Origin of the sequence: Sporosarcina koreensis, from assembly GCF_000826145.2 — a bacterium.
Classification (GTDB): Bacteria; Bacillota; Bacilli; order Bacillales_A; family Planococcaceae; genus Sporosarcina; species Sporosarcina trichiuri.
In genome coordinates this window covers 343538-359102 of sequence record NZ_LN651337.1, presented here as the reverse complement: position 1 = coordinate 359102, position 15565 = coordinate 343538, and the positions used below count along the sequence as shown (strand labels likewise).

At 55.4% G+C, this 15565-nt stretch carries 16 protein-coding genes; 5 read left to right on the top strand and 11 right to left on the bottom strand.

The annotated features are described in order from the left end of the window. Positions 1-50: 50 nt before the first annotated feature. The 9 genes from BN1190_RS07450 to BN1190_RS07410 form a co-directional block, all read right to left on the bottom strand. A complete protein-coding gene (locus tag BN1190_RS07450; protein WP_040286331.1) occupies positions 51-1028 on the bottom strand; it encodes a tetratricopeptide repeat protein in 978 nt (325 codons plus the stop codon). A 70-nt stretch (positions 1029-1098) separates the two neighbouring features. Continuing rightward, complete coding sequence (locus tag BN1190_RS07445) at positions 1099-1635, bottom strand: hypothetical protein (RefSeq protein WP_040286330.1); 537 nt, start codon at positions 1633-1635, stop codon at positions 1099-1101. A gap of 59 nt (positions 1636-1694) precedes the next feature. Next, entirely contained in the window at positions 1695-2147 is a 453-nt protein-coding gene (locus tag BN1190_RS07440; protein WP_040286329.1) for a GNAT family N-acetyltransferase, read from the bottom strand. Between the two features lie 108 nt (positions 2148-2255). Then, entirely contained in the window at positions 2256-2633 is a 378-nt protein-coding gene (locus tag BN1190_RS07435; RefSeq protein WP_425313928.1) for a methyl-accepting chemotaxis protein, read from the bottom strand. 57 nt (positions 2634-2690) lie between these two features. Further along, positions 2691-3470 carry a globin-coupled sensor protein gene (locus BN1190_RS07430; protein WP_276327495.1) on the bottom strand — a complete coding sequence of 260 codons (780 nt, stop codon included), beginning with the start codon at positions 3468-3470 and terminating at the stop codon, positions 2691-2693. Positions 3471-3786: 316 nt separating this feature from the next. After that, positions 3787-4485, bottom strand: coding sequence for a copper homeostasis protein CutC (locus BN1190_RS07425; RefSeq protein WP_040286328.1), 699 nt, complete (start codon positions 4483-4485; stop codon positions 3787-3789). 129 nt (positions 4486-4614) lie between these two features. Further along, positions 4615-4794 carry a PspC domain-containing protein gene (locus BN1190_RS07420; RefSeq protein WP_040286327.1) on the bottom strand — a complete coding sequence of 60 codons (180 nt, stop codon included), beginning with the start codon at positions 4792-4794 and terminating at the stop codon, positions 4615-4617. Between the two features lie 43 nt (positions 4795-4837). Next, entirely contained in the window at positions 4838-5056 is a 219-nt protein-coding gene (locus BN1190_RS07415) for a hypothetical protein (protein ID WP_040286326.1), read from the bottom strand. Positions 5057-5092: 36 nt separating this feature from the next. Continuing rightward, positions 5093-5608: a GNAT family N-acetyltransferase gene (locus BN1190_RS07410; RefSeq protein WP_098060124.1), complete on the bottom strand. Its 516-nt coding sequence runs from the start codon at positions 5606-5608 to the stop codon at positions 5093-5095. A gap of 252 nt (positions 5609-5860) precedes the next feature. On the opposite strand from BN1190_RS07410, the gene BN1190_RS07405 reads away from it, so the two are divergent. Genes BN1190_RS07405 through BN1190_RS07395 form a run of 3 tightly spaced genes read left to right on the top strand, consistent with a single transcriptional unit; the run spans position 5861 to position 10068 of the window. Further along, a complete protein-coding gene (locus BN1190_RS07405; protein WP_082023308.1) occupies positions 5861-7357 on the top strand; it encodes a phytoene desaturase family protein in 1497 nt (498 codons plus the stop codon). A gap of 26 nt (positions 7358-7383) precedes the next feature. Next, positions 7384-8901 carry a phytoene desaturase family protein gene (locus BN1190_RS07400; RefSeq protein WP_040286325.1) on the top strand — a complete coding sequence of 506 codons (1518 nt, stop codon included), beginning with the start codon at positions 7384-7386 and terminating at the stop codon, positions 8899-8901. Positions 8902-8949: 48 nt separating this feature from the next. Then, complete coding sequence (locus BN1190_RS07395; protein ID WP_040286324.1) at positions 8950-10068, top strand: glycosyltransferase; 1119 nt, start codon at positions 8950-8952, stop codon at positions 10066-10068. A gap of 49 nt (positions 10069-10117) precedes the next feature. On the opposite strand, the gene BN1190_RS07390 is transcribed toward BN1190_RS07395, so the two are convergent. Further along, a complete protein-coding gene (locus tag BN1190_RS07390; protein WP_040286323.1) occupies positions 10118-11296 on the bottom strand; it encodes a MalY/PatB family protein in 1179 nt (392 codons plus the stop codon). 201 nt (positions 11297-11497) lie between these two features. Here BN1190_RS07390 and BN1190_RS07385 point away from each other — a divergent pair, with 201 nt between their 5' ends. Beyond that, the gene (locus BN1190_RS07385) at positions 11498-13519 is read left to right on the top strand and encodes a penicillin-binding transpeptidase domain-containing protein (RefSeq protein WP_040286322.1); all 2022 of its coding nucleotides are present in this window, start codon (positions 11498-11500) and stop codon (positions 13517-13519) included. A gap of 242 nt (positions 13520-13761) precedes the next feature. Here the strand turns inward: BN1190_RS07385 and BN1190_RS07380 are convergent, their stop codons facing one another. Continuing rightward, positions 13762-14160 (bottom strand): DUF5412 family protein, encoded by a 399-nt coding sequence (locus BN1190_RS07380; protein WP_052461744.1) that lies wholly within the window; start codon positions 14158-14160, stop codon positions 13762-13764. A 167-nt stretch (positions 14161-14327) separates the two neighbouring features. On the opposite strand from BN1190_RS07380, the gene BN1190_RS07375 reads away from it, so the two are divergent. Further along, a complete protein-coding gene (locus BN1190_RS07375; RefSeq protein ID WP_040286321.1) occupies positions 14328-15527 on the top strand; it encodes an iron-containing alcohol dehydrogenase in 1200 nt (399 codons plus the stop codon). The last annotated feature ends 38 nt before the right edge of the window (positions 15528-15565 follow it).

Sequence of the window (15565 nt, the reverse complement as noted above, 5' to 3'; positions counted from 1 at the left end):
CATTGACAACTTTCTCAGTATATCACAGTCTCTTTATCTTTCAACAAATTTCATTCCACGGCCTGCCCTGCGTCCTGATCGACGCCCAGGATCAGCCGGTGGAGCGCTGTCTGTGGATACTGTGCGCCTTCGAAAAGGAAGGAGGCGTAGCTTGCATATGCATCTGCCACCCGATCGGCGGACGCCCCCCATCCGACGGGATAGCTGACGATGGCGAACTTCCGGACGGCCTCTTCGATCAGCTGCAGACGTGTCGGATCCTTATCAAGCAGACGGCCGAGCAGGCGGAGCACTTCCACCGTAACGGCATCCTCACCCGGGAGCGGAATTTCTGCCGGAATAACACTCACCCCACGGCTGAATTTCACGACGACAACCGTCTCCTGCCAGCCCAATTTTCGGAGCAGCACGAGTGCAAAGGTCCTCATCATGTCAGGTACGGCTGTGCTGCCTGCAATCTCGCTGAGGAGCGGTCCGGCATTCTCCGGCACGTGTGCCTCCAGCTTTGTGAGAAACTGTTGCTGAACAGGCCCTGTCATCTGGAGAAAATCTTGCAGGGACGGCAGCCCGTCTTCCAATTCTGCCGGTTCCTCACTGAATCTCCTGGCAAGACGCCCATTCAGTTCCTGCAGATAGATGAACTTCTGCTGAAGATCCGGCGGCACCACGTCTTCTTCCAGCAGCGCGCTGATGATCTCCTCGACTTCATCATAGTCCTGCAGCTGGATACAGATGGCGAGATACAGCTCCATCGCTTCGAAATAATCCGCCAGATCGCTGTGGATCCATTGGGCGGCATATGGTTTTGCCCTCTCGAACTCTTTCGTTTCATAAAGAGCGGCCGCCAGCAGGCCCGGCAGCTCGGGCGCATCCGGTACAATATCAAGAAGCTGTTCGCAAAAGCGGACAGCTTCCTGAAAGTTTTCGGCCTGCAATGCATCTTCCGCCTGGCTGAGCAGCCGCTCCATGGTGCCGGGAAAGATGATCATATTGCCTTTTGTATGAAGTTTTTTCCGCTTCCGTTTCACGTCCGTCACCTGCTTTCAGAGTTACTATACCACAGCTGGCGGATCCGATGCACCTGTACGGAAACACCCGTCAATCTTTTGGCGGGATGAGGATTTTTTCGACTTCCACATTCTCGTAACTAAGCCGGTTTTCAATCGGCTGCATGAATTTGAAGACGAGCCTGTCGACTTTCATTTCAAGCGGAGTCCCGTCATCGAATGTGAATGTGAGCGTGGAATCGCCGTCCTTGCTCGGAACGGAGCGGAACACAGCATCTTCGACGTCCCCCCATTCGTATCCTTTTACATCAAATGACAGCAGCGGACGATACTCGAACCCATTATCGGTCAGCATAATATAATGGAGGCTGCCGAGATAGAAGAAGAATGCCGACAGGATGACAAGTACACCGCCTATGTACCATGATTTCCTGACAAGGCTCATCAGGTACAGCACAAAGCAGGCGGCAATCAGCAGGACGAAAGCCGCTGCGTAGATTCCATATACACCGGTCTTCGTGAAAACGAACCAGCTCCCCGCCCGGAAATGGAGTGAGTTGGCGATGAAATTCGGCAGCAGGAACACCATGAATGGTCCGAGTATGATAAGTCCGACGCCGATCACCATGAAGATATGTTTCTTTTCCGTATGAATGCTAATCCACTTCCCTTACTGTAACGTACGTATCAGCTGAACAGCATGCGGTGTGTCGTCTCCGCTTCCGAATCGTCAAACTCAAACCCATTGCGGCGGTAGAACGCGTCCGCTTTGGATGACTCCGTCTTGACCGTCAGTTCATGGAACGCTCCCTTCGCATTACGGATGATTTCCTGCAGCAGCAGCGATCCTGCGCCGTTCCGCCGTTCGCTTTCTTTCACATAGAATCGCTGAAGCCGGCCGGTTTCAGGGTCTCCGCCCGGCACCGGGAACCGGTTGACGCCGCCGACTGCGATGACTTCCCCATCCTCATTGCGGACAGCGTACAGTGCTTCGCCCGGCTCGGAAAACGTATTGACGCTATCTCTATATTCCTCGACGAGCCTGGTCAGGAACCGGTAGCCTTCCGATTCGCTTTCCGCCACCAGCGCATCGATCTCCAAAGCATTCAGATCGTTCACCCGCTCAACAGTATACGTCATGTTGTCCTCCCCTTTTCTGCAAGGTTGATAACTCACTGGTACCATTCGCCATACAGATGAAAACTCCTGCTTGTTTTTTGAAAATAATGAAAAAGTCCAATAAACCGGTCAGGCGTTGGCGGCGGCGCGGTTGAGCGACTCTGCAGACGAGGCGACTTCAGTCGTCGAATGCTGGATCGCCTCCACCGTGACCGACACTTCATCCATCTGCCGGCGGACATGGTCGGCGATCGCATTGCTCTTGTCGATCGAGCCGACTACATGCCGGAATGAGGATGTAGTCGATTCGGAAGCAGCCGCACCCGCCCGCACCGCATCGCTGACGGACTCGAGATGGCCAAGCACCTGCTTCGTATGCTGGTTCGACAGACTGATCAGTTTACGGATTTCCGTCACCGATGTCTTCGTCTGTTCCGCCAGCTTCCGTACTTCCTGGGAGACGACCGCGAATCCTTTCCCATGCTCCCCGGCACGGGATGCTTCAATCGCCGAGTTCAGCGACAGCAGGTTCGTCTGGTCGGCGATATCCTGGACAAAATCCGATCACCGCAGCGATTTGGCCATTCGAGTCACTGAGCTGTCCGATGCTGTCCGATGCTGTCCGATGCTGTCCGTCATACGTTCCGTGTACTGCTCGATGACAAATACTTTTTCCGCCAGCTCTGCAAGACGGTTCTGTCCTTCGTCAGCAGCTTTCTTCGCAAGGCTTGCCTGCTCATTGCTCTCACCGGCTGTATCGCTCACCTTGCGTATTGTCGAACTCAGCATCTCCGCAGCCGCCTGGGTCTCTTCCGCAAGTGCGACGAGCCCTTCACTCACTTCGGTCATTGCCGTCTTCAACACGTTTTTCCCCTCGTCGAATTGGTCGGTCATCCGTTTCCTGATTTCCTCGTCATAGGCTTCGAGTACAAGCTGCTGTTCGAAGCTGATCATCTTGTTGATTGCCGCGATCACACGCTGCGTATCTGCCGCGTCATCCATTTCGCTGAATACGATTGACAGCAAAGTGTTCTGCAGATTCTGGAATGCTCCCATGTAATCGGACGGCGGCAGGCCGAGCCGGTAATGTGTTTTTGCAATGATGATCTGCTGCCGGATGAACTCTTGATCAATCGTACCGCCGAACAGGTCAATCAGATGGGTCTTCAGCGCCCGCCTCAAATGATCCTGGGTGGAATTCTCCTCGATCATCATTTTGAGTTCCGGCACCTGCAGAATTGTCGTGTAGAAATTGTCCACCAGCTCATCTCCATACATTCCGATCAGCGGCTGGATCACTTTCAGCGCTTGTAAATCCTCCAAGCCCAGATTGATGACATGCAGCTTCCGCCTGATAGTTTTTTATCTTCTACACGTACGACCGCCTGCATGGCCGCGGCAGTCTCCTTGAACACAGGCATTTTCCGCGGCTTCTTTTTCTTGAACAGCAACATTCCCGTCTCCTTCAGGTATGTATTCTGAATTTCTCTCCGCCAGAAATTCGGTTTCCTTCTATACTATTCAGCAGGGGGGCAGTATATCCTTTGCGTCTGCCGCGTCATTCAGCTACAGTCTAGCAATTCTGAACTCTCAGCAGGCATCCGTCCGCATAAAAAGCTGCATGGATGCGTTCCGGTTCAAACGGGTCCATGCAGGACAGTCATTCGGGTGACAGTTGATCCAATTGTCTTCGGGCAGCTTTCACCTGCCCCGGGTCGATCGGATGACAATAGCTTTGCTTCTCGCGTACTGCCGAGCCGATGTGCACTTCCCGGACGCCGGTCTTCCGGATGAACTGCTCCAGTCCATCAGCTCCGAGACCGCTGCCTGCCAGGATCGTCAGGCCGGTTCCCGCTGTCTGTTCCGTCAATTCCCTGATTATTCGGGCGCCGAGTAATGCGGTCGGCTGTCCGCCAGACGTCAGGATGCGTTGGACTTGCGGATAGCCGGCAAGTACAGCGGCCGCGCGCAGCTGATCTGGAACCTCATCGAACGCCCGATGGAATGTGACGCTGAGACCGCCAGCTTCTGTGAGACATCGTTCCAACGAATCTGTGTCGATACATCCATCATCCGTGAGCATGCCGATGACAATGCCGGCAGCATCGGATTCCCGGATAAAGTGAATATCACGCAGCATCACGTCCAGGTCGTCTTCGGTATAGCAGAACGAATGGCTGTGCGGCCGGACGATGACATGGACCGGTATGGACACTGCCTGGACGACCGCTTCGATCAGTCCGCGGCTCGGTGTCAGGCCGCCTTCGGACAGGGCGGCGCACAATTCCAGCCGATCCGCTCCCGCCGCTTCCGCTGTCCGTGCATCTTCGACACTCGATGCGATGATTTCCAATTTCATTAGACTCCCTCATTTCCAATGAGAATCATAGCGTACTCGTACTGTGGAAAGCGAGGAAATGGAGACTGCAACTGGATAACGACCATCTCGGACAGCGCCCCGTTCTTTAATACTCACAGAATCCTCCTATTACAAACGTCCTTCCTCAGGAATGGTGAAGGCCAGGATGAAGTAGATGAGCAAGCTGCCGGGGATGACAAAGAACAGCAGCCGGACCCCGAATGGAGAGATTCCCAAATAATGCGCAATTCCTTCGGCGACACCGGAGAGCACTTTATCCTCCGTACTTCTCCGCAGCTTCTGCGGCAAAAAACAACCCTCCTCTTCCTTCAAGCAGATAAGCGGGTGAACCTCACCACAACGGCTCATCCTCGCTGCTCAGCTTGATGCGCCAGATCACGAACGGGATGAACAGCAGGCTCAGCCAGCCGAGCGTCAGCAGCCGCTGGGTGTCCGAGGAAATGTACTGGCGTTTCCCGCAGCTAGGACAAGCCCTCCCTTGCTTCGAGAACCCCAGCTTCCAAATATCCTTCGCACGCCACTGGACGCCGCAATTTGAACACCGCACCATGGAACCGCCTCCTTTCCTATCATAGATCCACGTTCTTCATCTAGTGCCGCTCTTCTCCTGCCCCCCATCCAACCGCTTCCTCATCCGGACAGACTGCAGCAGATGGCCGTCAAAGTCCTCGTCAAACACTTCCACAATCCGAAAGCCTTTCGCTGAATAGAACTGAAGGCCGATGTCATTCTTCTTTTCCACAATCACTTCCAGCACTTCCAGTCCCGGCAGCATGCCGATGCCCCGTTCGAGTAAGGCAGTCCCTGTGCCCGTTCCCTGCTTCTCCGGCAGCAGGTAGATCGCCGAAAGTTCAGCGGTCCCTCCCTCATTGACCGGCGTGAAATTCGCAAACCCGGCAATGCGGCCCTCTTCTTCCGCTACGAGCATGACGGATCGATCCATACGGCGCACCAGCATGTCGCTGTTATACGCCGCTGCGAGGAACCGGTCCTGCACGTCCCGCGGTATGATCCCTTCATAAGTTGCATCCCAGCTTCCCGCAGCTGCGGCCTGGACGCCTTCGATATCTTTCTGTTCCATCGAACGTATGATTGCTGCCAATGGATAACCCCCTTTCTTTTCCCTTTGTTAGTTCAGGTCTACACATATACCGTCTGCCCACGACCGCAGACCAGTACCTTTTCAGACAATTCTATCCAACAACCGCGCAAACCGCAATGGGAATTTCCATATTGCATGAATTCTCTGCAAAACCGGAAGGAAATTACATAAGGCATGGTATACTCCTTATAAATACGGGTAAAGAGATGGTTGTTACGCTCTGCAGTTTTATTCAGAAAGGTGCTGTGCCTATTGTCAACGCAAAAACGTGTACTCGTCATCGGCGGCGGACTCGGCGGAATCTCCGCTGCAATTTCGCTTGCCCAAAGCGGCTACGATGTGTCGCTCTATGAAAAGAACCGCCATCTCGGCGGCAAGCTGAACCGGCTGGAGAAAGACGGTTTCGGATTCGACCTCGGGCCTTCGATTTTGACAATGCCGAAAGTGTTCGAGCGGCTGTTCACTGGCAGCGGAAAGCGAATGAGTGACTACATTCCGACCATCCGGCTGAATCACCAGTGGCGGTCGTTCTTCCCCGGCGGGAATGTGATCGACCTGTACGAAAATCTGCACGATATGGAAACGAGAAATCCGCATTTATCCAAGAAGGACATGCGGCAGTTCAGAAAACTGCTGGACTATTCGAAGAACCTCTATGAAACGATCGAGAAAGGGTACTTCAACAAAGGACTCGATACGACGCGTGAGGTCGGTGAATTCCACGGCGTGCTGAGCACGTTCAAAAATTTCGACCTGTTTTCGACTGTTCACGAAGCGATCGGAAAGCGGATCAGCAACGACCAGTTCGCGGATATGCTTTCCTACTATAGTAAATATGTCGGCTCCTCTCCCTATGACGCGCCAGCTCTTCTCAATATGATGATCTACATGCAGCAGCACGAAGGCGCCTGGTATGTGCCGGGCGGCATGGACCGCATCGCGCAGGGGCTGACGAAACTGGGACAAGAGATCGGCGTGAAGTTCCATACCGGACAGGCGGTCATCCGTCTCGACCGGCAGGACGGCAGGATCACGGGCGCAGTCCTGGAAGATCGGACAAAATTGACCGCGGATTATTACGTCGCCAACATGGAAGTCATCCCGCTGTATGAGCGGCTCCTGCAGGAAGATGAAAACTATGTGGCCAAGCTCAAGAAAAAATTCGAGCCGGCAAGCTCCGGAATGATCATGCACCTTGGCGTGAAAAAGAAATACCCGCAGCTCGCCCATCATAATTTCTTCTTTGCGAAGGACCAGAAAAAGCAGATGAACAAGATCTTCCATGAGCGCAAGCTGCCGGATGATCCGGTCATCTACCTGGTGAACACCAACAAGACCGATCCATCCCAGGCACCAGAAGGCCATGAAAACATCAAAGTCCTTCCGCATATTCCGTTCATCCAGGATGAGCCGTTCACACGGGAGGATTATGATCAATTCACAGACCGCGTCTTCACGAAGCTCGAGCGAATGGGACTGACCGATCTCCGGAAGAACATCGTCACCTCGGACATCTGGACGCCGGAAGATATCCGGCAGACGTACTGGACAGACCGCGGCGCCATCTATGGAACCGTGTCGGATAAGAAGATGAACAAAGGGTTCAAGCACCCGAAACAGAGCGAGCTGTACGATAACCTGTACTTTGCGGGCGGCACGGTCAATCCGGGCGGCGGCATGCCGATGGTGACGCTGAGCGGCCAGCAGGTCCGTGACAAGATCGTCGAACGGGACAACAGACGCCGCTGATTTCCGGGAAAGCGAGGAGAGATCGATTGGGCAAAAAGATAATTGTCATCGGGGCCGGTGCTGCCGGCCTCGCAAGTGCCATCCGGCTGCAGCATGCCGGATACGACGTGGAAATCCATGAAAAGGAAGCGACACCCGGCGGGAAGATGAACCGCATCGAACTGGACGGCTACCAGTTCGATCTCGGACCGAGCATCATCATGATGCCGGACGTCTACCGGGATGTGTTCCGTGTGTGCGGCAGAAATCCCGACGACTACATACCGATGCAGCCGCTCGATCCGATGTACCAGGTGCATTTCACGGACGAGCCGAACCGGCCTGTCGACGTATCGGGCGACCTCGTGAAGTGGATGAAGACCCTCGAAACATACGGACCCGGCGACGCGGCAGGGTTCCTGCAGTATTTGAGTGATATCTACAAAGGGTTCCAGGTTGCCTGGGACAGTATCATCCAGCGGCCCTTCCGCCGGAAACGCGACTTCTACAATCTGACGATGCTGAAGAAAGGCATGAACATGAAAGCCGGCGGCAGTGCGCACAAATTCATCGGCAATTACGTGGAGAGCGAAAAGCTCAAACAGATCATCAGCTTCCAGACCCTCTACATCGGGATCTCCCCGCTGCAGAGCCCATCGTTCTATACCATGATCCCCGCCATCCAGTTCCTGTATGGCGTCTGGTTCATGCAGGGCGGCATGCATACGATGGCACTCGCGATGGAGCGGCTGTTCAAGGAACTGGGCGGTGTCATCCAGTACAACTCGCCCGTCGATGAAATTTTGATCGAGCGTCAGCAGGCGGTCGGCGTACGGACCGGCGGACAGGCAATCCCGGCCGATTACGTCGTCTGCAACGCCGACTTCCCTTATGCCATGAAGGAACTCGTACAGAACCAGCCGGCGAAAGGGAAATACACCGACCGCAAAATCGACAGCATGAAATACTCCTGTTCGTGCTTTGTCATGTACCTCGGCATGGACAGGAAGTATGACGGGGTGGACCATATCCACCATTTCGTGTTCGATGCGGACCTCGAGAAGAACATGAATGATATTTTCGAAGGGAACAAATTGGAGAAGGCCTCATTCTATGTATATATCGCGTCGAAGATGGATCCCTCCCTCGCCCCTGACGGCAAGGATGGGCTTTATGTCATGATGCCTGTTTCAAACAGTGCCGCAGCGGACTATGAATGGGATGATGAAACGATCGCCGGATATCGCGCCTACCTGCTCGATACATTGAAAACGATCGATGGCTTCGAGGACGTCGACCAGCAGATTGTGGCGGAGCGGCACTTCACGCCGCTCGACTTCGAGTCGAAATTCAATGCATTCAACGGCGCAGCATTCGGCCTGCTGCCGACCATGCTGCAGAGCAGCCAGATGCGGCCGCAGAGCAAAGCGCCGGCGTGTGAGAACCTGTATTTCAACGGCAGCAGCACCCATCCCGGCGCCGGTGTGCCGATCGTCCTGCTGTCCGCAAAAATCTGCGCGCAGGAGCTGATTTCGGATGACCAGGGCATCCTATTCGGGTATTGAGGGCATGTCCGTTCATCTGTTACCTGACAAAGACAAGGAGGCGGTGACATGGTGATACTGGATACGGTCAATCTGATCTTGGGGGCGCTCGCCCTCATCGCCGGCTTCCTGATGTTCCGGTCGCTGCCGGTCCCTTCCTCCGCACGGCGGGAGGACGTTCAGCTGCCAACGGTTTCGATCATCGTGCCGGCGCGGAATGAAGAACAGCGGATCCAGCCGCTGCTGCGCTCCCTGCAGCAGCAGACGTTCCGCTCGTATGAACTGCTCGTCATCGACGATGATTCTTCCGACAATACAGCCGCGGTCGCCGAGCAGTATGGTGCAACTGTAATTCGGAACAGCCCGGCTGCCGCGGGTGCAGGAAAGTCGGCGGCGTGCTGGCGCGGGGCAGAACAGGCAGCGGGTGAATGGCTGCTGTTCCTGGACGCGGATACAGCGTTCGAACGTGACACAGGGCTGTCCGATCTACTCGGGAGCTACGCTGAAAAAGGTGCATCCGGGATTCTATCCGTCCAGCCGTACCATACCGTCCGCCATTTGTACGAAAGTCTGTCGGCGGTCTTCAACATCATTGTCGTCGCCGGCATGAACCTGTTCACTGCCTGGCCGGAGCGGTTCCGGACGGCCGGTTCATTCGGCCCGTGCATCCTCTGCAGCCGGGATGACTACTTCCAGGCAGGCGGACATGAGAAAATTGAAGGTGCGATCATGGATGACCTGGCTTTGGGCGAGGCGTTTCTTGAAGAAGGTCTTCCCGTAGCCTGTATAGGCGGCAAAGGGACGATATCATTCCGTATGTACCCGGAAGGCTTTAAAAGCATGGTGGACGGCTGGTGCAAGAGCTTTGCGATCGGCTCCCAGTCGACACATCCGTTCGTGATGGCGCTTGTCATCCTCTGGATTGCCGGCAGTTTCATCAGCGCCGGGGAACTCCTGTCGGCAGCCTTCACAGGCGGCGGTGTCCGGCTCCTGCTGAGCGGGCTCCTGTACGCGGCATTCGCCCTGCAGACCGCTCTTTTCGCCCGCCGTGTCGGCAATTTCCACTGGCTGTTTTTCGTTTTCTATCCGATCCTGTTCCTCTTTTTCGCCGCGGTGTTCCTCTATTCGCTGTTCCGCGTCCATATCCTCAAATCCGTCGAGTGGCGCGGCCGCAAGATCGATGTATAGGAAAAGCCCGCCGGACAGTGTACTGCTGCTGTCCGGCGGGCTTTTCGGTTTACTGATCCAATCCGGCGACCGCTTCTTCGATCTGCCGGGCTGCTTTTTCGACAACCGACCGGGAGCACGCCAGGTTCATGCGGACGAACCCTTCGCCGCCCGGCCCGAACGCCTTGCCCTGGTTCAGTGCGACATGCGCCTCCGTCAAGAAAAAGCTCTCGAGTTCTTCCGGTGACATGCCGAGCTCCCGGCAGTCGATCCATGCCAGGTATGTCGCTTCGAGCGGCAGGACTTTCAGTGCCGGGACGTGTTCTTTGAAGTAGCCGGTGATGAATTCGACGTTACCCTTCACATAGTCCAGTACATCCGCGAGCCAGTCCCCGCCTTCCGTATAGGCGGCTTCCGTCGCGACCGGGCCGAACGAATTCGGCATACCGATCGAATTACGGGCGGTCTCCTTTTCGAATGCCGCACGTAGTCCGGCGTTCGGAATAATGATATTCGATGTCTGCAGACCGGCCAGGTTGAACGTCTTGCTGGGTGCCGTGCACGTGATGCTGCTGTCTGCAAATTCATCAGAAATGGATGCGAACGGGACGTGGCTGCCCTGCTCGAAGACAAGGTCCGAATGGATTTCATCAGAAATTACGAGGATGCCATGTTCCAGGCAGATTTCGCCGAGCGTCTGCAGGTCTTCCTTCGTCCAGACAGTGCCGCCCGGGTTATGCGGGTTGCACAGCATGAGCAGTTTTACGGAGCCGTCGATCTTCGCACGCAAGTCGTCGAAGTCCATGGAATATCGGCCGTCCTGCTCCTTCAGGGGATTGAAGACGACCTCCCTGCCATTATTCTCGGTCGTGCTCATGAACGGATAATAGACGGGCGGCTGCACAATCACTTTGTCACCAGGTTCCGTGAAGGCCTGCACGGCAAGACTCAAGGCCGTCACGACACCCGGACTGTGGCAGATCCATTCCCGTTCGACCGTCCAGTTGTGACGGGTCTTCATCCAGGAGATGATCGAATCATAATACCCGTCATCGCGTGTCGTATAGCCGAAGATCCCGTGCGCCGCCTTCGCCTCGACCGCTTTCGAGACGGCTTCCGGCACTTTGAAGTCCATATCCGCCACCCAGAGCGGCAGCAGGTCCTTCGCGCCGAACAGCGCCTCGGCCCCGTCCCATTTCACACTCGATGTCTTCATGCGGTCAATGACCGTATCGAAATCATGTTTCATTCTAATACTCCCCTTTCCGCTGTGACTGCGTTCGCTGTTCTCTTCTTCCTTATCGTATCGTGAACGTGGAATCGTGTACAAAAAACTGCCTGATGCGCTGGATGAATTCCCTACGTTCCATTTCCTTCTGCCACCCTTTTTAGTACAATGGTTACAGAGTGTTAGGTAAATCTGAACAATCAGGATAGAGGAGCGATTCCCATGAAGCGGAAGTTCATAGTACTGACGGCCGTCCTGCTGATCGCCATGCTGGCCGGCTGTGCAAAAAAAGAATCGCCGGCAGACCGTCTGGCCGCGTATACGAAATTCTGGAACGATGAAAAGTTCACGGACATGTATACGGATTATTTGAGCAGCGGGACGAAAAAGACGTTCGATCAGGATGAATTCGCAGAGCGTCAGGAGAAACTGATTGAAGACCTGTCGATCGACGACCTGGAAGTGACCTACAAGAAACCGAAGGAAGACGCGGAGTGGGACGAAGAACAGCCTGCCGTCTTCCCCATCCATATCAAAATGGACACCGCGGCCGGTCCTGTCGAGTTCGACAAGGATCTGACGTTCATCTACGAGGAACAGGACGAAGAGAAACACTGGTATGCCGACTGGGACCCGTCGTTCATCTTCCCCGGGCTGACTGCGACGGATACCGTCCAGATCCAGACGACGAAAGCGGTGCGCGGCAAGATCTTCGACCGGAACGGCAAGCCGATCGCGATGAACGGAATCGGCTATGAAGCGGGCATCGTGCCCGGCAAGTTCACCGATGCCGGCAAGAAAGCGGACGTTGCAAAACTGCTGAATACGACCGTCGAATTCATCGACAAGCAGCTGAACCAGTCATGGGTGCAGCCTGATTATTTCGTGCCGATCGGCAAAGTTGCGAAAACCGATGAAGCGCTGCTCGCCAAGCTGATCGAGATCCCGGGGATGACCTACCAGGAAACCGCGATGCGCGAATATCCTTACGGCGCATCACTCGCCCATCTGTCCGGTTACATCGGCCCGATCACCGCCGAACTGCTTGAGAAACACAAGGACGCCGGCTATACCGAGACCGACCTGATCGGGCGGCAGGGTCTGGAGCGCATCTTGGAGGACCGGCTTCGCGGCGAGAACGGCGTCGGCATCTATATGAAGGGACCGGAAGCAGGCAGTACTCCGGAAAAGATCGCCGTGAAAGAGGCGGTCGACGGTGAGGACATTACATTGACGATCGACGCCGACCTGCAGAAGAAGACGTATGACGCGATGCGCGGGGAAACCGGTACAGCGGCAGCGGTCGATCCGCTCACCGGCGAGACACTCGTGCTGACGAGCTCTCCGAGTTTCGATCCGGCGGAATTCATGCTCGGCATCAGCGGCGAACGCTACAAAACATTGTCCGAAGATCCGAAACAGCCGCTGTTCAACCGATTTGCAGCCGCTTATGCACCCGGTTCATCCATCAAGCCGATCACTGCGGCGGTCGGTCTCGAAGCGGGCATACTGAAACCGGACGCCGGTATCATGATCAGCGGGAAGACGTGGCAGAAGGACAGTTCCTGGGGATCCTACCGCGTGTCCCGCTTCCATCCCGAAGCCCCGAACCCGATGGATCTGAACAAAGCGCTCATCTACTCGGACAATATCTATTTTGCCCAGCAGGCGCTTGCGATGGGCAAAGAGAAATTCATCAGCGGACTGAAACGTTTCGGGTTCGGCGAAGAGATTCCGTTTGCCCTCAACTTGACACCGTCTCAGATTTCAAATGACGGAACGCTCGCATCGGAGGGACAGCTGGCGGATACATCGTTCGGGCAGGGCCAGATGCTGACGAACATCCTGCATCTTGCCGTCATGTACGAACCGATCATCACGAACGGGCTCATGTATAAGCCGACGCTGTATAAGGATGACGCCACACAGCAAGTATGGCAGAAGGATCTGCTCACCAAGCCGAATGCAGATGAGCTGAAGACCGATCTGCGGAATGTCGTGCTGGATGGGTTCGCGCAGAAAGCGAATCTGCCGGATATTCCGGTCGCCGGTAAAACCGGCACAGCCGAGCTGAAGAAAGCGGCCGGCGAGAGCGGCCAGGATAACGGATTCTTCGTCAGCTATAACGCCGACCACCCGAATTTCATCCTCGCCATGATGATCGAGCACGTCGAAGACAACAACGGCAGCGGCTACGTCGCAGAACTTGCGGCCGATGTCTACAAAGCGTATTACAAGAAATGAAAAACCAGCACAGCCTGCCGGGAAACCGGAGGCTGTGCTGGTTTTTTCAGGTTGATTGGCGGGAAGTGATCATAAATCAGGGAAAATGATCATATATCCGCTAATTTGATCATAAAACGCAGAAAGTGATCATAAACGCCGGATCGCGCTCATAAACCCGGATAAGTGATCATAAAACCTGGAAAGTGATCATAAACCTCCCCGCTGCGCTCATAACTTCACAAATGAACGCTCAGACGCCTTCAATGCGTGTCAGTTCCCTCCTGTCTATGCCGACGGTAATCATATTTTTCACTCCGGACGTCCAGCTCGACGCCATTGATCCGCACGTTCGTCTCTCCTGACCACTCCACCTCGGCTTCTACTCCGTCAGCCCAGTAAATGATTGTCTGCTTGCCCGTACGAGCTGCCGTCACTTCTCCGGACAAGGTATACGGGACGGTCGCGCCTCCGTTGTTCCGGTAGACTGTCAGTGTGTATTCTCCATCGGGCGACCGGCTCGAGAGCAATCTCTCTTCGGTCGGCAGATACTGCATGTCAATGAATAACCAATAAAAAGCAAATCCCGCAAGGACCGTGAGAACTGTAAAATAACCGATCACAACTGTCATGACAGGATGGCATTTCATCCACTTGCCCATGCGCAGACCCCTTTCTCCTAGCTGTCTGTTTATCCCATATAACGCTCGCTGCTGCGGAAGGTTGCCGATCCCTCAGCCAAACCATGAATTGTCCGAACTTTTCTTCTATACTATACTGGAGGGAACAATCGGTTCTTGCACTTTTATAATAAAGAGGGGGGTCACTCATGTACACGCTCTACTGCCGCACCTTCCAGTCCGTCTACCGGCTTGTGGCAAAGGCCCTGCCCTGGCGGCAGCCGCTGCTCCTCGAAGGCGAAAACAGCGTATTGGAACTGCCGGCACTTCTCTACTGCCATTCTGTCCGCCGCGTCCTCGTTGTGACGGACAGCACCCTGCCGAAACTCGGGCTGCTCGATGGCCTGCTGGATGAACTGCAGACTGCAGATATCCAGTCAGTCATGTATGACAAAACCGTGCCGAACCCGACGATCGATAATGTGGAAGAGGCGCTTGCGCTCTATCATTCTGAACGCTGCGACGGCATCATCGCGTTTGGCGGCGGTTCGGCAATCGACTGCGCGAAAGGTGTCGCTGCCCGGGTGGCCCGCCCGGATCGGACGCTGCCTCAGCTGAAAGGCCAGCTGAAAGTCCGGAAAGAGACACCCCCGCTCGCCGCCATTCCGACGACCGCCGGCACGGGGAGCGAGGCGACCATCGTGTCGGTCGTCTCGGACAGCCGGACGCACGAAAAGTATGCCATCAACGATCCTGTCCTGACACCGCGATTCGCTGTGCTCGATCCGCTGCTCACTGTCAATCTGCCGAAACTGATCACGTCGACGACCGGTATGGATGCGCTTACACATGCTGTCGAGGCATATATCGGCGGCAGCACCACACCTGCCACACGCGCTTGGAGTCTGGAAGCGGCCCGGCTCATCTTCGTTCACCTGCCGGCCGCTTACTCCGACGGGCATGATATCCAAGCCCGGAAAAACATGCAGCGCGCGGCTTACCTGGCAGGCCGGGCGTTCACCCGTTCGTATGTCGGCTATATCCATGCGATCGCCCACACGCTCGGCGGTTTCTATAATGTGCCGCACGGTCTCGCGAATGCCGTCATCATGCCGTACGTCCTCGACTATTACGGGGAGTCCGTCCATAAGCCGCTCGCGGAACTGGCGCTCGCTGCCGGTCTTGGTGACAACCGGCTCTCCGACGCGGGAAACAGTTTGGCGTTCATTCGGGCAGTCAGGCAGCTGAACGTGGACATGGGCATTCCCGATACGATCAGCGGCATCCGGGAAGAGGACATCCCGCTCATGATCGACCGCGCGCTCGCCGAAGCGAATCCGCTGTATCCTGTCCCGCGGATTCTCGGCCGCACGGACCTGCGCAGGCTGTATGATGCGATCCGTGATTGACCGAACCCAAAAAAAATCCCCGTCATGCCGAAACGAGC